Below are 23,495 nucleotides of genomic sequence, written 5' to 3' on the forward strand. Positions count from 1 at the left end.
AAGCCGCGTTGCCACGATCAAGCTGCAAGGCGGATCGTTTGCCGGATCAACGGTTGATATCACGGTATCGCCAAAAGGCTGATCACGGCACCGACGAAATCCGAATAGACCAGACGAAAGGGCGCCGACGGCGCCCTTTCGTGTTACTGTATCATGCGATCAGATCAGCGGGTGCCAAACAGACGGTCCCCGGCATCGCCAAGGCCCGGCACGATATAGGCCTTTTCATTCAGCTTCTCGTCAAGGCCCGCAGTATAGACCGGTACATTCGGATGCGCATCATGGAAGACCTTGACCCCTTCGGGGGCCGCGACCAGCGCCATGAAGCGAATGTCTTCATCCTTCACGCCATATTTGTTCAGCGTATCAACTGCCGCCACTGCCGAATTCCCGGTTGCCAGCATCGGATCGACCAGAATGAAGGTCCGGCCTTCGACTTCGGGCAGCTTCACCAGATATTCGACCGGCATGTGGGTTTCGGGATCACGATACAGGCCGATATGGCCGATGCGCGCGGACGGCATCAGTTCGATCAGACCATCGGCCATACCAAGACCGGCCCGCAGGATCGGCACGACGGCCAGTTTGCGGCCCTGGATCATCGGTGCCTTCATCGGGCAGATCGGGGTGACGATATCCTCATAGCTGACCGGCAATTCGCGGGTGATCTCGTAGCCCATCAGCAGCGCAATTTCCTTCAGCAGCTGGCGGAAGGTCTTGGTCGAGGTATCAACCTTGCGCATATGCGTCAGTTTGTGCTGGATCAGCGGGTGATCGAGAATATGAAGATTGGGAAAATCGTTCTGTGTGGTCATGTTTCTGCCAACCATCCTGATGTGCAAAGCTGCCCGCGTGGCACGTCACGGCTTTGCTTTCCGAAAAACTCTGGCGTACCGCCTAAAGCCTTTGCCCTGTGAAGGCAAGTAGAATGCCGCAAAGATGGCGCAAAAACAAACCCGTTCATCAGAAAACAGAAAGGGCCGATGCAGCATCTGCACCGGCCCCGGTATCATATTGAGCGACACTATATATATGTGTCAGTTGACTTCGCGGTCATTGGGCTCGGCCCGGACCGGGAAACCGTCAAGATTCTGGTCCTTCTTGACCGCACTTGCCTTGTCGCGCGCTTCCTTCATGGTCGTAAATCTGCCAACCCGGACATAATACCAGGTGGCATCCCCTTCGGGGCCACGGGCGACAACCGCGACCTCAAGGCCAAGCTTGCGCAATTCTTCGGCGCGCTGGCTGGCATTTTCATGCACCTTGAAGGCCCCCACCTGAACCGAGAACGGGGCGGCCGCCCCGGACGCGGTTGCTTTGGGCGCAGACGTCGCTGCCGGTTCGGTTTTCTTGGCAACCGTCGTGTTTTCTGCCGCGGCCGCCGGGGCTTCGGGGACCGCGGGTGCCGCCGGTGCGGATGTGGTTTCTGATGACTTGGCTGCGGCATCATCGGATGATTTGATTTCCGGTGCCTGAAGCTTGCGCGGGGCATTCGCGCCCTGATCGGCCTGTTCCGCACGGGCCGCCGCCTTTTCGGCGTCGCTCATTTCCGGGGCGACCGGGGCATCATTTCCGTCGGTCGTACCTTCATTGGCCGCCTCACCGTTTTCTGCGGTATTGCCCGCATCCTCGCCCTCGATCACGGCACTGCGTTCGGCAATCAGATCCCCCACCGGATCATCGGTCGCAGCCGGTGCCGCCGGGGTTGAGGATGACGTCTCAGTCCCCGACAGAGTACCGGCATCGGGCATTTCGGCTGTCGGTGCCGGGTTTGATGTCGGACTTTCGGGCAGGGTTGCCAGAATTTCGGCCTGCCCTGCCGGTTTTTCGTTGGCTGCCATCTGTTCGTCAGGGTCCATGAACAGCCCAGCGCCGACCAGCATGCCGACAAAGAACAAGACCAGACCGAGCATGCCGGCACCGGTTGCGAGACCCAGTAAGGTTTTGCGATCCATTTCTGCTATCCGCCCATTTTGTGACTGTCGATGACGCCCGCCGTCCTCACCATGACCATTGCGGCCATAAATAAACGCCGGTAAGGGCGCGTCTTTCTGCGGTTCCGGTTTCGGGTCCGCATGCAGGTCGGTGCGGTTGTTTTCGTCTTCGCCAGCCATTTTCTGCCGGTCCTTTACGACTGATTATCTGTAAATATCGCGCGTATCCGTCATGGCGATTGAACCCCGCCACAGGCTACCCTGCTTCTTTTAGGGCACAGGCCGTTTATAAAACGCTAAAAACGCTGGCCCGGTCGCACCCAAAATCGCGCGTCGATATGCAGATTGCAGATGTCATGAAACTTTGGCGATTTCAAAGCACGGATGTCGCAAAACCGGCCAGCAGGACAAAAAAAGGGAGGCTGGTATATAGCCCGGAATTGTCCCGCACAATTTCCGGATACCAGCCCCCTCGAGTGAGAGAGATCGACCTTCGGGGAGAGAGAGTCCCGAAGAACAGTGGCCATCAGGTACGCCATGTCAGCCTGATGGCCCGTCGCAAACGACGTTGCCGTCTGCATTTGACAAACACAGTCATAGAGCATCATAAATCTAATTGCAAACGATTATCACACTCGTTCGCAATTTTTCTTGTGTTTTTTCAATAGCCATTCGAAATTCACGGGATTCCCGGCCCCGATTTCGCGCCCGTCACGAATATATAGAATACTGTATACCGCGAAAAACATGGGGTTTGGGGCAATAGCGCTATTGTGTTTGCCGCCAAGCTCTGTTTGGATCAAACCAATTACCCCCCAAGAGGTAGACCGGGAACGAAGCACCAAAAGAACCATAAAAAACTGGCTCTGGAGTGTAATGAATGACGGGAGACAAAGCCGCGAAGACGGCTATTGCAGGGGGCGCTACGGGCCTCCTGACGTTACGACGCATCCTGCTTGTAACAGGTTTGCTTTTATCGGGTGCAGTCACATGGATGTTGCTGTGGACCGGTGACACCTATCGAAACTTTGCCGTTGATACGCTGAACAATTCGGTCGGCGGCACAGTCAATTTCTTTGTCCGTTCACGCGTGGCACAGGATTACGCAGACAAGGTCACGCCGATTGTCAATGAATGGTCGCGCCTTGGCAGTCTGGTCAAAAGCTATCAGGATAACGATCAGGCCCGCATGAAGGCCGAACTTAACATCCTTTCCAATGCCAGCCAGGTCGTTCAGGGCGAACTGGTTCTGGTCGAAACCATCGCCTATGACACCGACTTCAACCAGCTTGCAACCTCGGATGCCAATCTGGGGGCCAGTGTCACCGATGATGCGGCGGTGATGGATTACCTTAAAACACGCGACAAGGCCGATGCCCGCAAACCGGTGACCTATATGTGGGCAACCCCAACCGGCAAACCGGTTTTCAGCACCATCGTTCCGGTCGGCGGTTTTCGTGCTGTCGGCTTTATGGAAGTCATCACCGATCCCCTGCCTACCCTTACAGGTATCGGCAAGGTGCTTGGCGGTAATTTCCGCATTCTTGGCAGCGACGGCAATGTGCTGTTTGAAAGCCTTGAAGACGGGGACGCCAGCGAAGGCGGCGAAGCCCTGGCCCCAACGGCCGATAGCGAAGCCCCGGCCCCGGCGGAAGCAAAACCCACCGAAGCAGCGGGCGGCACCCATCGTGCCACGGTCGATATCGAAATCGGCAATGACCGTGGTGGGGTCTGGGCCACCGCCACGTTTGATCGCGATATTACCGACTTCTATTCCCAGACCGACGATCTTCGAACGCTCTCGATCGAAATTCTGGTCGCCGTCCTTCTGGTTGGCTGGATCGCTGGCTGGATATTGCTCAGAACCACGGTATTTCGCAATCTGCGCGCCTTTGCCGGGGCAATGACATCGATCTCGAACGGGGATACCAATGTCCGCCTGCCCCGGGTCGGGTCCGATGAAATCGGCGAAATGCGCAAGGCGCTGGTCGGCCTGCGCGAAGCCGTGCGTCAGGCCATGATCCTGCAAAACATGGTCGAAAATACCCCGACCATGACGGCCCTCATCACGCCTGAAGGCGAACTGACATATCTGAATGCCAGTGCGCAAACCTATGTCGGTGGCGATGCGGCTTCGGTTTCGGGCGACTTCCTCAAGGTCGGTGCGGAATTCCAGAACCGGCTTTCCAATCCGGCCAACCTGCCCTTTACCGAAGTGGTCAAAACCGAACGCGATCACCTTGAACTTCTGGCAGCCCCGGTGCGCGACAAGGACAATGTCCTTGTCGGCACCATGCTGGCCTGGAACGTTGTGACCGAACGCGAAGAAAGCCGCATCGCGGTCAGCGAAATGATGGCCGAGGTCGCCCGCGTGGCGCAATCGGTCACCGAACAGTCCGAAGGGCTTCTTGGCCTTGCCCGTGATCTGACCAGCCAGTCGGAAAACACGGTCGATCAGTCAGGCAGCGCGCTTGACGTCTCGCGCGAGGCGGCAAGCAACACCCAGAACGTCGCCACCGCGGTCGAGGAACTTTCATCCTCGATTGCCGAAATCAACCGTCAGGCATCCGAGGCCGCAAACGTGACCAACCGGGCACGCACCGAGGCCGAAGAAAGCCAGCGCAATATCGTATCGCTTGAAAAGGCAAGCTCGGAAATCGGATCGATCATTGATCTGATCAACGATATCGCGCATCGCACCAAGCTTCTGTCGCTTAATGCGACCATCGAAGCCGAACGGGCGGGCGAACTGGGGCGCGGCTTTGCCGTTGTCGCAAACGAAGTCAAATCGCTTGCCGATCAGACCGCGAGTGCGACCGGCCAGATCGGCGATCTGACTACTGCGATCCAGCAGGAAGTCCAGAAAGCCGCCCATTCCATCAGCACGGTGGGCGACGTTATTCATCAAGTCAACGATATCCAGTCGACCATCACCCATTCGGTGGATGAACAGCGCCGTGCCACCAGCGAGATTTCGGAAAACGTGCAACGCATTGCATCAGGCGCCGGATCGATGGACCAGATGATCCGGTTCGTGAATGACGGTGCCCAAAGCACGGGCCGCTCGGCCCATGACCTCAACACTGCCAGCCGCGAACTTTCCGACATGGCGCGCAATCTTTCCGAACGCATGAAGGAATTCAGCGAACGGATGAAACTGACTTGATCGTACCTGCCTGAAACAGGCCACGACACAAAAAGGCGGCACATATCGCGTGCCGCCTTTCGCGTTTTCCACTGGTCGCCTGTTTAAGCCAGCGGTTCAGGATCAAGCAATATGAACGATCCGCGGCAACCGGGCAAAATGCGGTGCCGAACCCCGCGTGGGATCAGGTGAAAATCACCAGCCTTAAGGTGCATCGGCACCTGATCAAGCTCCAGCACCAGTTCACCCTCCAGCATCAGGATCGCTTCATCCCAATCCGAATGCATTTCCTCGGCAAGGCCGACGGCATCTGCCTTGAAAAGTTTCATCCGGACACAGCCAAAATCTGCAAGAACCCGGCCCTTCCATCCGTCGGAAAGCTGTGCTGCAACGGCGGCCAAATTCATATTCTTTCCCTTTCCATTCGCAACAACCCCCATCGCAAATCATGCATATCGGGCGCGTGGGCCTTATGAAGAAAGGCGTTCACGCAATGACCCACGGCCTCATACCGCCCGCGATTTCGATGCGATTTCATACAGATCGCGGGAAATGTCCGGTTTGGCGAGGATACGATCAAGGGCTGCCTTCATCAGGCCGGCCCGCGCCTCGTCATATTTCGCCCATTTGCCAAGCGGCGCGCAAAGCCGTGCCGCGACCTGCGGGTTGATATCGTCAAGCTCGATCAGGCGGTCGGTATAAAACGCATATCCGCTGCCGTCCGCCGCGTGGAAGTGGCGCGGGTTGGCCATGGCAAACGCCCCGATAAGCGACCGTACCTTGTTCGGGTTGCGCATGGTAAAGAGCGGATGGCTCATCAGGTCCTTCACGCGCGACAGCGTATCATCGCGTGATGACATCGCCTGCAGGCCAAACCATTTATCCATCACCACCGTATCCGTGCCAAAGCGCGCCTCGAAATCGGCAAGTGCTTCGGCCCGGCCCGGATGATCCAGATGGTTCAGCACCGAAAGGGCCGCCATCCGATCCGTCATGTTATCGGCCGTGCGATATTGCTCGGCTGCCAGATCGGCAAATTCGCCCTCTCCGCTTGCCACCAGATAGGAAAGTGCGGTTGCGCGTAACGCCCGCTGCCCGGCCGATTCCGCGTCCGGGGTAAAGGCCGCGTTTGACGCGTTCTGGTGATAGGCATTGCCAAATTCGGCCCGCAAATCCGATCCGATGCGCTTTCGCAACGCATTGCGCACCTGATGGATCGCGTCCGGGTTGGCGGGTTTGCGCTGCTCCGAAAGGAATTCTTCCCCCGGCAGGACAAGCGCATCGGCGCGAAACGCCTTATCAAGATCGTCATTGATCAGGGTCGCACGCATCGCCGCCACAAATTCGGTCACATCGCCCAATGCCGCGTCCGCATCGCCGCCATTCTTTTCAAATTCGGCAATGGCCGAAAGCATCAGCGCGGTCGCATATTTCTGCCCCGCTTCCCAGCGATTGAACGCATCGCTGTCATGGCCCATCAGGAACACAAGCTCCTCATGCCGCTGTTCGGTCGCGATATTCACCGGGGCGGAAAAACCACGGTTGAACGACACGACCGGCACCTGATCGATATTATCAAACACGAATGTCTGTTCGGCCTCGGTCAGTTGCACGGTGCGCGAAACAAGCTCCCTTCCATCCCGGCCCAGAAGGCCAATCGCGATTGGCATATGAAGGGCCACCTTGTCCGGCTGCCCCGGTGTCGGTGCGGTTTTCTGGGAAACCGTCAGGCGGAACTGCTTGGCCTCCGTATCATGTTCGCCCCGCCAGCTCAGGCTCGGCGTCCCCGCCTGCGAATACCAGATTTTAAGCTGGCTCAGGTCAACCTCGTTGGCATCTTCCATCGCCTTGGCAAAATCATCGCAGGTCACGGCCTGCCCGTCATGCCGGTCGAAATAAAGATCGATCCCCTTGCGGTAGCCCTCTGCGCCCAACAGGGTATGCATCATGCGGATCAACTCCGCGCCCTTTTCATAGACCGTCGCGGTATAGAAATTGTTGATTTCCATATAGCTGTCCGGGCGCACCGGGTGGGCCAACGGCCCGCCATCTTCGGGGAACTGGCGCGCACGAAGTTGGGCTACATCCTTGATGCGCTGCACCGGGCGGGACCGCTGATCAGCCGAAAATTCCTGATCGCGGAAAACCGTCAGGCCTTCCTTAAGCGATAACTGGAACCAGTCCCGGCATGTCACCCGGTTGCCCGACCAGTTGTGGAAATATTCATGCGCAACAATCGATTCGATCAATTCATAATCCGTATCGGTCGCGGTATCGGGCTTGGCCAGGATGTATTTGGCGTTAAACACATTCAGGCTCTTGTTTTCCATCGCCCCCATATTGAAGTCGGAAACCGCGACGATATTGAAAAGGTCCAGATCGTATTCGAGGCCATAAACCTCCTCATCCCACTTCATCGACCGTTTCAGGCTATCCATCGCGTAATCGCAACGGTCTTCATTGCCATGTTCGACAAAAATGCGCAGCGCAACATCGCGGCCCGACATGGTCTTGAAGCTGTCCTCAACGCATGCAAGGTCCCCCGCCACCAGCGCAAAAAGGTAACTCGGCTTCGGGAACGGATCTTCCCACACCGCGTAATGCCGGTTGCCGTCAAGATCACCGCTATTGATCAGATTGCCGTTGGATAACAAAACCGGGCAGCTCGCCTTGTCGGCATGGATCGTGACTTTATAGGTCGCCATCACATCCGGGCGATCTGGGAAATAGGTGATGCGGCGGAATCCTTCCGCCTCGCACTGCGTACAGAACGCGCTTTGCGATACATAAAGCCCCTCAAGCCGCGTATTGGCCGCAGGCGATATCTGGGTTTCGATATCCACCACAAATGTCTCGCCCGGCGCGCTAAAGCTTAAGCCCGATGGATCGACACTATATTCATCAACACCAAGCCTGCGATCATCAACCGCAATCGACACCAGCTTCATGTCTTCGCCGTCAAGATGGACCATGTCGCCGCCGCCGGTCCCACGCACAGGATTCGCATGCACGAACAGCCGCGATTTCACATTTGTAACATCCCGATCAAGCTCGAATACCAGTTCGACCTTCTCGACCAGAAAGGCCGGTGCGGTGTAATCTTCGCGGCGGATGACTTGCGGTTGATCAGACATCAGACAGTCCTTTTTCCCTTGGTCTGCGCGGCGTTGCCGGTGATTGTATAAAATCGCCAATGTTGCAGCGCGGCGCAGTTCTTCAAAACTGAATTTCGTTCATTAACCCAACAGATAAGGTAAATTTCACTTTCCGACAAATGCAGAGTTTACGAGCCCGATTTTAGTCGTCATAATCATCAGTGGTGGCGCGAGGGGGGCCGAAGTTTCACATTTCGTGGGGCGAGAGTGATCTTTGGTTTCCCTCACTCCTTTCTGCCAGCGCAGCAAGGACGCATCAGGGTCGCACCACACCAGACAAACAATGTCATCCCGGTTTATCGTCCCCTCACCTTAATATTATCGTGAGACGCCGTTAAAAGATAACGGGATGGAATAATCGCGACCTTTTAAGGGAAATGACTTCCGGGGAAATCGCCAATGGCTGACAGCTTCCAGATTCTGATCGCAGACGACCACCCGCTTGTGCGTGGTGCCCTCAAACAGGCCCTGTCATCAGAATTGGAAAACGTCACACTGTACGAGGCCGGAAGCCTGTCTGAAGCCATCGAACAGATCGAAGCCCATAGCGGCGATATCGACCTTGTCCTGCTGGACCTGCACATGCCCGGCATGAACGGCTTTACCGGCCTGTTCACCTTACGCGCTTCCTATCCCGACATCCCGGTTTCCATCGTCTCGGCCAGTCAGGAACTGCCGGTTGTCAGACGCTCCATTGAATATGGCGCATCGGCCTTCGTTCCGAAATCCGCCCCTGTTGATCAGATCGGAACGGCCATCCGCACCGTTCTGAATGGCGATATGTGGATGCCCGACTGGGCACGTGACGCGATTGAAAACGGCCCCGCCGATGACGAGGCCACCGGCCTTGCCGAAAAAATCGGCCAACTGACGCCACAGCAATTGCGCGTGCTCAACATGCTGACCGAAGGCAAACTGAACAAACAGATCGCCTACGAGCTTGACGTGACCGAAGCCACCGTAAAGGCCCATGTATCGGCGATCCTGCGCAAACTGTCGGTCCATAGCCGCACCCAGGCTGTCATCATGGCCCGCGAACTGCAATTGCAGGAACCGGCCATCGACGCCTGACGGGTCGCTGCGGCAATCTCCTGACCAATTAATTCTATTTCGCGTTCAATCTGGCTATGCTATTGAATAATCATTCATTATTCACCTCGTCGCCTAGTCGACAGACTGCGATAGCAAACAGAGCCACAAAATCATGCGCTTTCCTCTAAAATCACGTATTTCGTGTGCCGGTATCGCAGCCGTCATCCTGTGTGCCGCTGCCTCCCACGCCTCTGCTGAAACAGACTGGTCGGGCTTTTATGGCGGCCTGGCACTTGGTGGCGCATATAGTGCGGCAAAGCCGGACACCGACGTGCTGTATACCGGTTATTTCCAGGACAGTGCCTTGGGCAGTGACAGAAACCAACTCACCCCGATCCTCAATGAAACGATCGAGGGTTTTGATGTCACCGGCTCTGCCCTTTTCGGATACGACCATCAGGACCGTAATATGATTTACGGGGTGGAAGGCGATCTGACATTCATGCCGTTTTCTGAATCAGAAAGCCATGGCCGGACCGCGTATGATACATCTCCGGCCAACAGCTTCACGTCCCAAACCACCGTTGAATCGGATTTCACCTTTAGCATCCGCCCCAAAATCGGCTATGCGACCGGGGGATGGCAGGTCTATTTCGCGGCGGGTCCATCGATCAGCCGGTTCAAAACCACACATAAATTCACCGATACTTTTGGTACAGGCACAAATCATACATTTACCGATACGAAAACGGCATTCGGCGTGTCGGGCAGCATCGGGGCCGGGTACCTGATCGGCAATGGCTGGTCGCTTCGCGGGGACTATGTCCTGACCTATTTCCCGTCCATTGTAGACGGCGACAGAGACATTGGCCAAGGCGGTGCTGCCTCAGACCTTTCTTATGATGGCGACTTCCAGTCGCACAATGTCCGCTTTGCATTGATCAAGCGCTTCTGATCTTCTGACATATGTCTGGCTCAAAACGGCGTCCAATTCGGGCGCCGTTTTGCTTTACCAGCCACTTACATTCATCCCGGCGGAACATCACCCTGTCACAAGACGTTAAAGGCAGGTCACCCTCCTGCCGCCTGCATCATGCCCGGCAGAATTCCGCCCGGAGCGTATTGCATGACCGATCCGATCAAGGCATCCGACACCCCCGCCATTGAAACCGGTGCTGCGGATGCCCCTACCGAAATCGATGAAGCCGAAGAAGCCGAACAAAGAATGTTAAGCGCGCGTGCACGCGCCTATCGCCGGGCGCGCACGGTATCGGTGATCGGCACCTTCGTCATTCTGGCCTTTGGCTGTTTTTACGTCGCCCAAAGCCTGATCCTGCCGGTGATACTGGCCTTCCTGCTGGCACTGGTGTTTTCCCCGGTCGTCCGCACACTGGCGCGCTATCGCATCCCGCAAAGCCTGACCGCGCTTGCGATTGTCCTGACCCTGACGACATCCGTGATCGCCGGGATTTATGGTCTGAGTGAACCGGTATCAAAATGGATCGATGACGCCCCCAAAATCGAACGTCAGTTGCGCCTGCGTCTGGCCGATCTTGGCGGGCCGCTTGAAAAACTGCGCGATGTGCAAAAGCAGGTCGAAGAAGCCACCAATCAGAATGACGGGGCCGACACGCAAAAGGTCGTGGTCCAGGAACCCACCATGATCAGCCAGGCCGCCCGGGGCGCACCGGAAATTGTTGCCGGTATTGCGCTCATGCTCGTGCTGCTGCTGTTCATTCTCTCGTCGGGGGATATGGTCTATGAAAAAATGGTCCGCACCCTGCCAACCTTTGGCGACCGGCGAAAGGGACTGCGCATCGCGCACGATATCGAACGTGAAGTTTCGCGCTATCTCCTTACCATATCGGCAATCAATATCGGGCTTGGCGTCATCATCGGAAGCCTCCTTGCCATTGTTGGCATGCCCAATCCGGTTTTATGGGGCATTGTTGCGGCGATCCTGAATTTCGTGCCGCTTCTGGGGGCGGTTGTCGGCATCGGCATTGTCGGCATGGTCGCACTGGTTTCCATGCCGACCACAACCGCGGCCCTGCTGCCACCCGCGATCTATCTCGCCTGCACCGCGCTTGAAGGCCAGTTTCTCACCCCGGCCCTTGTCGGCAACCGGCTGCGCATCAATTCGGTCGCGATCATCCTCGCCATTGCGTTCTGGGGCTGGATATGGGGCTTCATCGGTGTGCTTGTCGCCGTCCCGCTTCTGATCGTCATGAGCGTCTTTGCCAAACATGTCGAAGGATTGGGGGGCTTGCGCGAAATGCTCGGCCCCAACAACAATAACGGCAACTGATTTCGACCCGATGGCAACCCGATTGCGAAACGGCGCAAAAACTGCCAGTCTTCTGGCATGTCAGACGCATCAAACGAACCGTTTCGCATCCTGTCTCATGACTGCACCGGCGTTTTGGCCCTTAAGGCCAGGACATGCCACAGCTTTGCCAGACACAGCCATGAACAGTTCGGCATCGGCTTCATGTTTGAGGGCGCACAAAAATCGCTTTCGGGGCGCGGCATGGTCGAAGCCGGGGCGGGCAACATCATCACGGTCAATCCGCGCGAAGTCCATGACGGCACACCGATTGGCCAAAGCCCGCGAGGCTGGAACATGCTGTATTTCGATCCGGACCTGATCAGTTACGCCGCCCACGACATGACAGACGGCAAATCAGGCGAATACGAATTCACCAACCCGGTCATGACATCCCCCGATGTCGCAAATTGCTTTGCCGCCCTTTTTAACGCCATCACCCAGGGTAACAGCCAGACCGCAGCGCTCCGGCGCGAAGAAATGCTGTTTCTTCTGCTCCATCACGCGATCATTGTACCCGGCATCAAACCGGGCCAATCCGACCCTGTCCGCAATCAGGCCCCCAACCGTGCCGATCAAAACATCGCGCGCGCCAAGGCCATGATTGACGATGCCCCGGACGAAAACCTCTCGCTTGCCGATCTCGCCAATGCCGCCGGGCTAAGCCGCTTTCAGACCGTCCGCCATTTCACCCGCGCGACGGGGCTTACCCCACATGCCTATATCATCCAGCGCCGCCTCGACCTCTCCCGCCGCCTGATCGCGACGGGTACAGCACTTGCCGACGTCGCCGCAACCGCGGGCTTTGCCGATCAAAGCCACCTGAACCGGCATTTCATCCGCGCCTATGGCCTGTCACCGGGGCGATATGCCCGCGCACTTCGTGCAAACTGATCCATTTCCGGGCCTGCAATTCCGTTCAAGAATACCCGATCAAAACACGCTTAACTGCGCGGATCAGGTCAAACCACAAAACGGAACCATGCCATCATGATCAGCCCCGACTATCTCCTGACCTCGCTTATTGTCGTCCTGCTGCCCGGCACGGGGGTGATCTATACCCTTGCCATCGGGCTTGGGCGCGGCATGCGTGCGAGCATCTGGGCAGCCTTTGGCTGCACGCTCGGCATCCTGCCTGCCATGGGGGCAAGCATCCTTGGCCTCGCGGCTCTGTTGCATACCAGTGCGCTCGCCTTTGAAACCCTGCGCTACCTTGGCGTCGCGTGGCTGCTTTACATGGCGTGGGGCATGTGGCGTGGCACGGGTGCGATGAAAGTCACCGCCAAATCCGATCCGGTCCATGCCACCAAAATCATCCGCGATGCCATCCTGCTCAACGCGCTCAACCCGAAACTGTCCCTGTTCTTCCTGGCCTTCCTGCCGCAATTCGTCACCCCGGATACCGCCGGAACCACCGCCCAGATGATCCTGCTCGGCCTGATCTTCATGGCGATCACCTTCGCAGTGTTCATCGTCTACGGCTTCTTCGCCAGCACCCTGCGCCGCCACGTCATCGAACGGCCAAGGATCATGAACTGGCTGGGGAAAAGCTTTGCAGGGGTGTTTGTTCTGCTGGGGGCAAAGCTCATGGTCGCAAACCGGTAGCATAGGAAGTAGTGAAAGCACACCATTCTGTGATTCACTTGCGCCTTAAGCTTCTTCCAAGCAAGTGAGGAATAAGTTCGCAAGAACGGCAATTGTTTTGATGTCCGCAACTAGGTTTGCATGGAAAACAGCAGGCTCAGCTTCTTCCTCAAACGAGTGCATAATGCAGGGTACAAAATAGTGCATTTCTTCATACTGCTGCTTCAAGCGCACATGCAATTCTAAGTCGCCATTTCGAAGCGCTTCATTTGCTTGCTTAACAAGCTGATTATATTGTTCGGTATCCCGAACACAGTAAGGCGGAATGTACAAAGGGATTCGGTGTACTAACGCGTCACGCCACTCAGTAATGTGAGTAAACCAATCTCTAAATTCGACAATCTTGTCTCGAAATCTTTGTGGCAAGTCACGCCACAGATCACGACAATCTCTGGAGAGCTTCACTTCCCTCGTTCTAAATGTACTACCATCTCGATGTTTTAAGTTACGCTCATTAATCCAAATCCAAGCTAAATTATCCAGACAACCGATGATATTGGAAATACTTGCTTGGATGTGGATAGTTGCTTCCTTGACATCACCCCTTGGGGGTATGTCGTCAATATCGGGAGGAAGCAATTCATAAACGCGGTCCACAGCATGATCTAGGGTTTCCAGCCGCCGACAAAGTCCATGATGAGCGTGTTCGCGGGCCTCGCGAGTTGCAAACTCGTGCACAATAAAACGTTCTTTGCATGCATTTAGATGCTCTCTGGCTTCAACAAACCCTTCAATCAACTGATCAATATGCTCTTGCGTAAAATACATTTTAAAGACCACCCTACTCCATCACGTCCCACCTCAGCCAACAAAGAGCCGGTGTTACTATGACACGCAGAATAACATTGGACACAAACCCAATTTAGGTACTGTTGGGATCTAGTGAAAACTTATTCTGCCACATCGGTTGGGAGAACAATGCGAAAGCCTGAGCCCGTATCACATCCGCCGTTTCGGTGCTTCAGTTATTCGGACCACAGCATCGCGAATGTCGAAGCAATTTTGACAAGACGGGCTAAAGAGCACGACGGCGCCTTGTCCGGCAACAATAGTCGCCCCCGATTCACCTGCCGATGACACAGGATGGTCGCACCAGTGGCGGTCAATGAACGCAAGGCAGGCGCATTTCGCGCCGTCGGTGACTGGCCTTCCGGCATTTCCAAACGCAGCCATCTATCACGTCGCCAAGCCAGATGATCCCCGGCTTCGCCTCACCCCGAACGGCTCGCCCTCACCCAAAGGGCGCATCTCTCCCGTCATGATTCACACCAATTTTCCGCAAATTCTCCACGGGCTCATCACCCGGACGCAATACCGCCGTAATGGCTTTTCCACCTGCCAGTCATGATCCTTTGGCGATATCGCCGTCTTCCTTTCTGCCTGTCAGATCGCGGCTCTGTCATCGTCGTTACCAGCATCATCTTGTTCCTGTCTTTCCGGCCCGAATACGCAAAAACCCGCGAAAGCGAATCACGCTTTGCGGGTTTTGGGTCCGGGTGCATTTCCCCCGTTGACTTTTCTTTGATGCCACAAATGAAAGAACAAATCAAGAACAATTTTCAGGGAATTTGCAAAAAATCCTAATCCCTTGAAAAGATGTTATCTTTCAAAACCATATGCCCCTATTCCGCCGCATCGGAACTTTGCCGGGTCACTGCCCGCGTCATAAGCGCCCGCAATTTGGCCGGGCGCAGCGGCTTGTTCAGCAAGGCGAATCGCTGTGCCTTGATCAGCTCCGCCGTCTCGGTGCTGCGGTCCGCCGTGATCACCACACCGGGAATATCAAGCCCGCGTTGGTCCCGCAGCCGGATCAGCACATCCAGCCCGGTTTCCCCGGAACTGAGGTGATAATCGGCCAAAATGATATCGGGGACAAAGCCGATGTTATCATCGTTATCATCCTCATTCCCAAGCAGGATTTTCTCGGCATCCCTGCCTGACCGGGCGGTCGCCACCACGCAATTCCAGTTTTCCAGCATGGCGCGCATGCCATCAAGGATATCGGGTTCGTTATCGATGCAAAGGACGCGCAAACCGCCCAGTTCGCCGGCCATGCGGCGGCGCGGTTTGGGCATCGCGGCCTCGTCAACAATGCCAATCGGCACATCGACCGAGAAAACCGTCCCCCGCCCCGGTCGCGAGCGCACCGAAACCGTGTGATCAAGCGACCGGCCAAGCCGCTCGACAATCGCAAGGCCAAGGCCAAGCCCCTTGACATCGGTGGTTTCCGGCCCCTCAAGGCGATGGAATTCGCGGAAGATGATTTTAAGCTTGTCCTCGGGGATGCCCGGCCCGCTATCCCAAACCTCGATCCTGATCTTGTCACCGCGCATCCGGCACCCGACCACCGCCCCGCCATGGCGGGTATAGCGCAGCGCGTTGGAGATGAAGTTTTGCAGGATACGGCGCAAAAGCCTGCTATCGCTTTTGACCCAGACATCACGCGGATGCACTGCAAAACGAAGCCCGGCCTTTTCCGCCACCGGCGTAAATTCGGTCTTAAGGGCATTGAGCACATCCGAAACCCGGAAATCGCGAATGGTGGGTTGCATGGCACCTGCATCAAGCTTGCAGATATCCAAAAGCTCGTTAAGCAGTTCCTCAACCCCCTTAAGCGACAGATCAACCTTGTTGACCAGATCATGGATGTCGTCGCGAAGTTCCTTGCCCCCCAGTGCTACGGTAAACAGGCGCGCGGCATTAAGCGGCTGCAACAAATCATGGCTGGCCGCAGCAAAGAACCGGGTCTTGGTATCGTTCGCCGTTTCGGCCTGCTCCTTGGCGACCGACAGCTCCGAGTTCAGTTCCTCAAGCGCATGCGTGCGCTCCGTCACGCGCGCTTCCAGCCCCTCGTTGGCATCCTTAAGCGCGCGTTCGGCATTCCGCCGTTCGGTAATGTCGTGATAGATACAGAAATAGCCAAGTACCTCGCCGGTTTCGTCAAAGTGCGGGATATATGTCCCCTCGGCATAGCGGTCCTCGCGTTCGCTGCGCTGATCCCGTTCGCTGCCGTCACTCGCCCCCCAGCCGCCTTTAGGGGCGGGAAAGTCGATCTCGAAACTCTGACGATAACCTTCAAGCACCGCGCGGATCATCGGCTCCAGCCGGACATAGCGTTCCTCGCCCACCGCTTCGCGCACCGCCATGCCATGCGCCTCGATACGGCGGATGCCAAACATCCGCTCATACGGGCGGTTGGTAAAACGCAGCCGCTGATTTTTGTCGGCATAGGCGATCATGACCGGGATGTTATCGGTATAAATGCGAATATTGCGCTCGCTTTCGCGCAATGCTTCCTCGGTCCTGACACGTGCGGTAATGTCGGCAATGGTCGCGACAAACCCGCCATCGGGCATCGGGTTGGTCCGCATTTCAAGCACCATGCCATCCGTTCTCTTGCGCTCGTAAGTATGGGGCAATCGTCGCATCTGCGGGGCGGCATTGCGCCCCAGAAGGATATCGATATCAACCGCACGCGCCCCATTGTCGCGGCAGATATCGACCAGTTCCGCAAGCGGCATCGTGACCTGAATATCGCTTGCGGTGATGCCCAAAAGATCGATAAAGCGATGGTTCCATGTCGCTAGACGCAAATTCTGGTCAAACACCCCGACCCCTTGCGAAATGTTTTCCAGCGTATTGAGCAAAAGATCCCGGTTGAATTTGATTGCCTCGGACGCTTCATCCAGAAGCTCCATCGCATCGCGCCGCGATACCGCCTTGTCGGGCAGCAGAAGCGCCATCACCACGCGCGATGACGCCGCACCGACCGCGCCCGAAAGCAGATGTTCGGTAAAATTCGCCGCATCAAAATCGGCAATGTCGGATCGTTTGCAATCATCGCCGCGCTGGCTAAGGTAGGTGCGAAACGCGCGCTCTGCCCAATGTTTGCCAAGGAACCGCGCGGCAAGGTCTTCAAGGTCGCCAATCGTCACGCGCCCCGGCCATGTATCGTTTCTGGCTTTGGTATCCTTGCGATAGATATCGACAAAAAGCTGGGCCTGGCGGCGCTGGGTCACGCCTTGCACGCCAATCGCCGATCCGACAAACATCAGAACGAAATTAACCCCAAGCGACCAGACAACCCCGTGCGTCAGATGGTCCTCGATCCCCACACCCAGCAACGCCTGCGGCCGCAGGATACCAATGCCAAGCGGCCCGTCCGTCAGGATCGACATCGGCAAAAGCCCGCTTTGGATAAAGCTTGGCAGCAACAGGGTATAGCTCCACAGCACAAACCCGGAAATCAGGCCAAGCCGCACGCCCGTCCGGTTGATCGATTTAAGGTAAATCGCCGCCAGAACCGCCGGGCCGAACTGCGCCACCGCGGCAAAGGACAAAAGCCCGATATCAGCCAGCGCGTATTTTTCCGACAAAAACCGGTAAAAGCCATAGGCCAGAAACAGGATGGCAATGATTGCCGCACGCCGGATTTTCAGAAGAACCTGGCTGACATCGCCTGCGAACCGCCCCTGCAATTTCTGCGACCGCAGCAAAAGCGGCATGACCAGATCGTTACACACCATCGTCGATACCGCGACGCACGATACGATCACCATGCCGGTACTGGCCGAAAGCCCCCCGACAAAGGCAAACACCGCCAGCCAGTTTTCCCCGCCCAGCAACGGCAGCGTCAGAACAAACGTATCGGGATTGACCGCCGGGTCCCCCCCAAACAGCAGGATTCCGGCAATCGCAATCGGCACGACGAAAATATTGATCGCAATCAGATAGCCGGGAAACAGCCAGCGTGCGGATTTCAAATTCCGGCTGTCATCATTTTCAACGAATGTCACATGAAACTGACGCGGCAGACAGAAAATCGCAAACAGCGCCAACAGGGTCGAGATGAAGAAATGCGATGACAGCCACGCATCGGGCTTGAACATCTCGGTAATATCGGGATTGGCTGCGGCCCGGATGCGCATGTCGCCAAAGCCATCAAACAGCCCGTAAACCACAAACAGCCCGACGAACAAAAGCGCGACCAGCTTGACCATGCTTTCGAATGCCACCGCAAGGATCAGCCCGTCATGATGTTCCGACGCATGGATATAGCGCACCCCGAACAGGATCGCGAAAACCGCCATCAGGATCGTGACGTAAAACGCGGTATCCTTGGAAAAATCGGTCGCACTGTGGCGCACGATCTGCTCGCCGACCTCGCCGATCAGCACATCAAATGACAGCGACACGGCCTTAAGCTGAAGCGCGATATAGGCCAGAACCCCAATCACGGCAATGATCGCCACAAGGGCGGCCAGGCTTTGGCTTTTGCCATAGCGCGAGCCAAGAAAATCGGCAATCGAGGTAATGTTCTGTTCGCGGCAAACGGTCGCGATTTTGGTCATGATACCAAAACCGACAATCATCATGATGATCGGGCCGATATAGATCGGCAAAAACGCCCAGCCGCGCGTCGCCGCCGTCCCGACCGAGCCGAAAAACGTCCAGCTCGTGCAATAGACCGCCATCGACAGCGCATAGATGCTGGGCTTCAGCCGCGACGCCCGCCATTTTTCGGCATATTTGTCGCCATAATGCGCAATCGCGAACAAAAGCCCGATATAGGCCATGGCAACAATGAAAATAAGTCCGCCCTGAAGCATCCGGCTTATGGCTCCGCGTATCGATCATGCCGCCAAAACAGTTGGTTGGCGTTTGGACTATACCACGACGCGCTTATGGACTAAAACGGCGCAAATCCAAACCCAACCAAAGACCAAGAACGATCAGGATTGTCATGTCTTCCGATTACGGCTTTTACGCAGGAATCCTGCGCTTTGTGGCAAAGAAAACCGAAAGCGACGACCGCGAGATAAAGGTCATGATGGGCCATCTTTCCGGCATCGCCACCGCCATTGAACAGTCTGGGCGCTTTGTTGTCGAACGCGCCAATTGCGAAAGTGCCGCCCGTGCCTTCGCCGGTGTCGCCAAATTCCTGCAGGAACGCATCCTGCCCGAGGCCTTGGCAGCAGGCAATGAAGGTGCGGTAAATCAGCTCAAATGGGCGATTGAAACCTCGCTCGCACTGGGCTCGGAACTGGTCAAACGCATCGCGCTTGAAGAATATGAAGGCCAGGACAAATTTACCTTTGACCTGCCCCTGCCCCCCCGGCGCGCCGACCGTGCATTGAAAATGCTGCCGGACCGGACCCCATTCACATAAAAAAAGCGGCACCCGAAGATGCCGATTTTTCCTTATCCGGTCATATCACCGGGAAATTCTTATGCCTCTGCCCAGACATTGGCACGCTGCAGAAGGCCGGTTGCCTCGAACTCCTTGCCATACGGCGCGGCCTTTTTCACGAAATCCATATAGGACGCATAGATACGGCCGTTCAGTTCGTTCTGATCGGCGATTTCCTTGACCGCTGCCTTGACCTCGGTGGCAAGGGCTGCAATCACATCGTCGCTGAAATGACGGATTTCCGCCCCCTTGGCCAAGACGGCCTGATAGGACTGGATGTTGTGGAAGGTGAAATCTGCCAGTGTCTGTTCAAGATTGGCCTGTGCGGCGACAGCAAAGATTTCCTGAAGGTCCTCGGGCAATTCCGCGAATTTGTCCTTGTTGACAAACACTTCAATCCCCGTCCCTGGCTCGGCAAATGCCGGGGTGTAATAATATTTGCCAACCTGGGTCAGACCAAACGCATAATCGTTCCACGGGCCAACCCATTCGGCGGCATCAATCGCGCCGGACTGCATGGCCGGCAGGATTTCGGCTGCGGGCAACATCGTCACATTGGCACCCAGACGGCGCATCGCTTCGCCACCGATCCCGGCATAGCGCATCTTGATGCCCTTGATGTCGTCAACGGTGTTGATTTCCTTGTTGAACCAGCCACCGGCCTGCAAACCGGTATTCCCGGCCGCGAACGGCTTGACGTTGAACTGGGCATAAAGCTCGTCCCAAAGTTCCTGCCCGCCGCCAAAACGCAGCCAGCCCGACAGTTCCCAGCCCATCAGACCGAACGGAATGGTCGAGAAGAAGTTTACACCCGCATCCTTGCCAGCCCAGTAATAAGGGGTGCCATGCGCCAGTTCGGCCACGCCCTGCTCGACCGCATCCATGCATTCGAATGCCGGAACAAGTTCGCCTGCACCGTAAACGGTAATTTTCAGACGGCCGCCCGACATTTTGGTCACGCGCTCGGCGAATTTTTCACCATTGGCACCAAGGCCCGGCGTGCCCTTCGGCCATGGCATCACCATGCGCCAGTGGATCTGTTCATCGGCTTTGGCAATTGAAGGTGCGGCACTGCTGGCGACAAAGGCACCGGCGGCCATGCTGGCACCCGTCAGGAACTGACGACGTTTCATTGTGGGGCTCCCAAATTCATATTGGCAATTTTTTGCGCAAATCTGCTTCTAAAATAGCATTCGTAACTTTGCAAGGGATTGAAGTTGCGGCTTTTGCTGTCTTTGACACGTCATATTCAAAGTTCCCAACATCCCGTAACGTCGATGACATCGCGCAAAGTTTGCTTGAACTTTGCCAGAAAACAAAAAAACGGGGCCGCCCGAAAGCAGCCCCGAATTTCCAGCATGTCGCTTTCCGGATTTCGCGGGACTTAATATCCCCACACTTTCGCACGATGCAAAAGTCCGGTTGCCTCGAATTCCTTGCCATAGCGCGCCGCCTTCTTGACCAGAGCAAGATAGCTCTCCGCGATCCTGCCGCTCAGGTCGTTCTTCGCAGCAATTTCCTGGACCGCGGCATTCGACTGTTCGGCCAGTGCCAGAATGACATCATCCGAGAACTGGCGCACTTCAACACCCTTGTCGATCAGCGGCTGGTAGGATTGCAGGTTGTTGAAGGTAAAATCAGCCAGTGTATTTTCGGCAATCGCCTGCGCGGCATAACGAATGATCGCCTGCATATCCTTGCCAAGCGCGTCGAACTTTTCCTTGGAAATAAAGATTTCAAGGCCCGGTCCGGGCTCATGGAATGCCGGGGTATAATAGAATTTGGCAACCTGATAGAGACCAAATGCAAGGTCATTCCAAGGACCGACCCATTCGGCGGCATCAATCGCACCGGACTGCATCGCAGGCAGAATTTCGCCCGGCGGCAACATGGTGATGTTGGCACCAAGGCGACGCATGGCTTCGCCACCAAGACCGGCATAACGGGCTTTCAGGCCCTTAAGGTCCTCAACCGAATTGATTTCCTTGTTGAACCAGCCACCAGCCTGCATGCCCGAGTTACCGGCATAAAACGGCACAACGTTAAATTCGGCATAGGCTTCTTCCCAAAGCTCCTGCCCGCCGCCAAAGCGAAGCCAGGCGGAAAGCTCCCACGCGGTCAAACCAAACGGAATGGTCGAAAAGAAGTTCAGCGCCGGGTTCTTGCCCTGCCAGTAATAAGGGGTACCATGCGCCATTTCGACCACGCCCTGTTCGACCGCATCCATGCATTCGAACGGCGGGACGATTTCACCAGCGCCAAAAACCGAAATATTCAGGCGGCCATTGGACATTTCCTTGACCATGGCAGCGAACTTTTCGGCATTGGTGCCAAGGCCCGGCGTTCCTTTGGGCCACGGCATGACCATCCGCCAATTCAGGCTTTCCTGCGCGGATACGATGGCCGGTGCGGCAACCGTAGCCGCAACCGCAGCACCGGCACCAATACCGGCCCCTTTAAGGAACTGACGACGTTTCATTGTAACCCCCTAAACTCTTTTACTTTGGTGATTTTTTGCGCAATCACCAGCATGCGTTGGGGGATTTTGGCGAAAAGATCGCGCATATGCCACAATTTTTGCGCATGGCGATGCGGATTTTTTCGCCGACGCTACGGCAGCTTAGCTATTGCCAACATATCGATTGTAATTGGCAACGAATTCATCCGTTTCGCCCTTGCCCCCGGCGGTATTGTAATATTGCTTCCAGTAAGCCGCGAGGCCCGCGATATCGTTGGCATCGGGCAACGGGGCACTGACCCGCATATATCGCACCCGGCACATGGCAGCCGCATAGGCATTATTGGTTGCAAGCTGGGTGGCCTTGTCAGGCTGCGGTGCGAGATAGGCATCAATCTTGGCTTTCAGATCCGCGCGGTAATCCAGAAAATTGACATAGCAATCATTCAGAGTTGCCGGTTCCATCTGAAAAATACCGCGGGCCGGGCCGCCGCCAAGTTGTTCCACATAGGTCCCCAACCCGCTTTCCTGGGCGGCGGTCCCCATAAGCAGGTTTTCAGCGGCCTGCGACCACAGACCAAGGTTTTGCAAAACCGGTCGAATGATGGACAGGCGCAATTGGCTGGCATTGATGGGCATGATGTTTCCTTTGTGTGCATCGAAACTGAGTTGATCAGCCTGACGACGCACGAGGACCACATTCGTGATCACAGTCACATCCAACACCTCCTATACGTGTACAACACCCATCTATCCGTTTGATAAAAGGAACAAGTATCTGGCAGAAAACGGTATATCTTGATATCTGTCCAACGGGCGACAGACACTCCTACCCTTAAGGATAGTTAACATCATAATATCTTTAACCAACCTAAGGTAATGCCCCGCCAAACAACCTTTTATGAGAGACATCGACGAGGGACCCGCATGCATCAGGAAATTAAACGCCGTCTTGAATTCATTGATTTCAATGAAAAGAAGGCAGCCAACCTTAAAAAGGCGTGGCCGATAATCGAGAAAAACCTCGCCCCGATACTGGATGAATTTTATCGAAAAGTGATGGCGCGTGACGATTTGGCCAAAATCATTGGCGATCCGTCCGGTATCGAGCGTTTGAAAAATGCCCAACGCAAACACTGGGCAAAGCTGTTCGACGGTACATTTGACCAGGCATATTACGACGATGTCCGCCGGATCGGTAAAGCGCACGAAATCATCGGCCTAACCCCGGAAGCCTATGTTTCTGCCTACAACTTTATCATGGCCAAGCTTTGCGATATTCTTTTTGCCCATTTCCGCAAGGACTCATCGGTTTCGCAAATTGTAACCGCCGCGACCAATGCCATTCTGATCGATATGGAAATGGCGATAACGGTTTATTACGAAGAAACTCAAAAAACATACAGCAACCGACTGGCGAAAATGTCGGGTGAGTTCGAAGCAACCGTTTCAAAAGTTGTCGACGCACTGGCAAGTTCCGCAGAAGACATGTCGAGCGCCTCGGAAACACTGATCAGCAGCATGAGCCAAACCACCGAACAGGTGGAAAGTGCGAAATCCGCTGCCGAGATTTCGGCGGAAAACGCGTCAACCGTGGCAGGGTCTGCCGAG

General features: G+C 55.9%; 17 protein-coding genes and 1 pseudogene (1 of these 18 running past the window's edge). 9 read left to right on the forward strand and 9 right to left on the reverse strand.

All coding sequences use genetic code 11. The features are described from left to right. Nucleotides 1-82 carry the 3' end of a hypothetical protein gene (locus TH3_RS11565; protein WP_233421754.1) on the forward strand. 368 nt of this gene lie to the left of the window's left edge, so only the last 82 of its 450 coding nucleotides appear in the window; its start codon lies off the left edge, out of view; the stop codon is at nt 80-82. Between the two features lie 82 nt (nt 83-164). On the opposite strand, the gene upp is transcribed toward TH3_RS11565, so the two are convergent. After that, on the reverse strand, nt 165-815 hold the full coding sequence (gene upp, locus TH3_RS11570) for a uracil phosphoribosyltransferase (protein WP_007092206.1): 651 nt from the start codon (nt 813-815) through the stop codon (nt 165-167). Nucleotides 816-1,037: 222 nt separating this feature from the next. Continuing rightward, the gene (locus TH3_RS11575; RefSeq protein ID WP_007092205.1) at nt 1,038-2,114 is read right to left on the reverse strand and encodes an SPOR domain-containing protein; all 1,077 of its coding nucleotides are present in this window, start codon (nt 2,112-2,114) and stop codon (nt 1,038-1,040) included. Between the two features lie 700 nt (nt 2,115-2,814). On the opposite strand from TH3_RS11575, the gene TH3_RS11585 reads away from it, so the two are divergent. After that, nucleotides 2,815-5,100: a methyl-accepting chemotaxis protein gene (locus TH3_RS11585; protein ID WP_233421755.1), complete on the forward strand. Its 2,286-nt coding sequence runs from the start codon at nt 2,815-2,817 to the stop codon at nt 5,098-5,100. An 83-nt stretch (nt 5,101-5,183) separates the two neighbouring features. Here the strand turns inward: TH3_RS11585 and TH3_RS11590 are convergent, their stop codons facing one another. Together TH3_RS11590 and pepN are read right to left on the reverse strand one after the other, a co-directional pair. Beyond that, nucleotides 5,184-5,486: a cupin domain-containing protein gene (locus tag TH3_RS11590; protein WP_007092203.1), complete on the reverse strand. Its 303-nt coding sequence runs from the start codon at nt 5,484-5,486 to the stop codon at nt 5,184-5,186. Nucleotides 5,487-5,585: 99 nt separating this feature from the next. Continuing rightward, complete coding sequence (gene pepN / locus TH3_RS11595; RefSeq protein WP_007092202.1) at nt 5,586-8,213, reverse strand: aminopeptidase N; 2,628 nt, start codon at nt 8,211-8,213, stop codon at nt 5,586-5,588. 420 nt (nt 8,214-8,633) lie between these two features. Between pepN and TH3_RS11600 the strand changes: the two genes are divergently transcribed. The 5 genes from TH3_RS11600 to TH3_RS11620 all read left to right on the forward strand — a co-directional run bounded on the left by TH3_RS11600 (nt 8,634) and on the right by TH3_RS11620 (nt 13,197). Further along, a complete protein-coding gene (locus TH3_RS11600; RefSeq protein WP_007092201.1) occupies nt 8,634-9,305 on the forward strand; it encodes a response regulator in 672 nt (223 codons plus the stop codon). 133 nt (nt 9,306-9,438) lie between these two features. Then, nucleotides 9,439-10,221: an outer membrane protein gene (locus TH3_RS11605; protein WP_007092200.1), complete on the forward strand. Its 783-nt coding sequence runs from the start codon at nt 9,439-9,441 to the stop codon at nt 10,219-10,221. Nucleotides 10,222-10,392: 171 nt separating this feature from the next. Then, nucleotides 10,393-11,574, forward strand: a complete 1,182-nt coding sequence (locus TH3_RS11610) for an AI-2E family transporter (protein WP_007092199.1) — start codon at nt 10,393-10,395, stop codon at nt 11,572-11,574. A 57-nt stretch (nt 11,575-11,631) separates the two neighbouring features. Continuing rightward, nucleotides 11,632-12,486, forward strand: coding sequence for an AraC family transcriptional regulator (locus TH3_RS11615; protein WP_007092198.1), 855 nt, complete (start codon nt 11,632-11,634; stop codon nt 12,484-12,486). Nucleotides 12,487-12,582: 96 nt separating this feature from the next. Beyond that, the gene (locus TH3_RS11620) at nt 12,583-13,197 is read left to right on the forward strand and encodes a LysE family translocator (protein ID WP_007092197.1); all 615 of its coding nucleotides are present in this window, start codon (nt 12,583-12,585) and stop codon (nt 13,195-13,197) included. A 45-nt stretch (nt 13,198-13,242) separates the two neighbouring features. Here TH3_RS11620 and TH3_RS11625 read toward each other — a convergent pair whose 3' ends face one another. Together TH3_RS11625 and TH3_RS11635 are read right to left on the reverse strand one after the other, a co-directional pair. Further along, nucleotides 13,243-14,004, reverse strand: coding sequence for a hypothetical protein (locus TH3_RS11625; protein WP_007092196.1), 762 nt, complete (start codon nt 14,002-14,004; stop codon nt 13,243-13,245). Nucleotides 14,005-14,858: 854 nt separating this feature from the next. Then, nucleotides 14,859-18,845 carry a hybrid sensor histidine kinase/response regulator gene (locus TH3_RS11635; protein WP_007092194.1) on the reverse strand — a complete coding sequence of 1,329 codons (3,987 nt, stop codon included), beginning with the start codon at nt 18,843-18,845 and terminating at the stop codon, nt 14,859-14,861. Between the two features lie 134 nt (nt 18,846-18,979). Between TH3_RS11635 and TH3_RS11640 the strand changes: the two genes are divergently transcribed. Continuing rightward, nucleotides 18,980-19,405: a hypothetical protein gene (locus TH3_RS11640; protein WP_007092193.1), complete on the forward strand. Its 426-nt coding sequence runs from the start codon at nt 18,980-18,982 to the stop codon at nt 19,403-19,405. A 59-nt stretch (nt 19,406-19,464) separates the two neighbouring features. Here TH3_RS11640 and TH3_RS11645 read toward each other — a convergent pair whose 3' ends face one another. The 3 genes from TH3_RS11645 to TH3_RS11655 all read right to left on the reverse strand — a co-directional run bounded on the left by TH3_RS11645 (nt 19,465) and on the right by TH3_RS11655 (nt 22,601). Beyond that, a complete protein-coding gene (locus TH3_RS11645; protein ID WP_007092192.1) occupies nt 19,465-20,559 on the reverse strand; it encodes a TRAP transporter substrate-binding protein in 1,095 nt (364 codons plus the stop codon). A 251-nt stretch (nt 20,560-20,810) separates the two neighbouring features. Further along, the gene (locus tag TH3_RS11650) at nt 20,811-21,905 is read right to left on the reverse strand and encodes a TRAP transporter substrate-binding protein (protein ID WP_007092191.1); all 1,095 of its coding nucleotides are present in this window, start codon (nt 21,903-21,905) and stop codon (nt 20,811-20,813) included. Nucleotides 21,906-22,046: 141 nt separating this feature from the next. Next, complete coding sequence (locus TH3_RS11655) at nt 22,047-22,601, reverse strand: hypothetical protein (protein WP_233421756.1); 555 nt, start codon at nt 22,599-22,601, stop codon at nt 22,047-22,049. Between the two features lie 210 nt (nt 22,602-22,811). Between TH3_RS11655 and TH3_RS23560 the strand changes: the two are divergent. Then, nucleotides 22,812-23,219 (forward strand): annotated as a pseudogene (locus TH3_RS23560) (protoglobin domain-containing protein); the annotation flags it as partial. Nucleotides 23,220-23,495 lie beyond the last annotated feature (276 nt).

This window comes from Thalassospira xiamenensis M-5 = DSM 17429 (assembly GCF_000300235.2).
GTDB classification, from domain to species: Bacteria; Pseudomonadota; Alphaproteobacteria; order Rhodospirillales; family Thalassospiraceae; genus Thalassospira; species Thalassospira xiamenensis.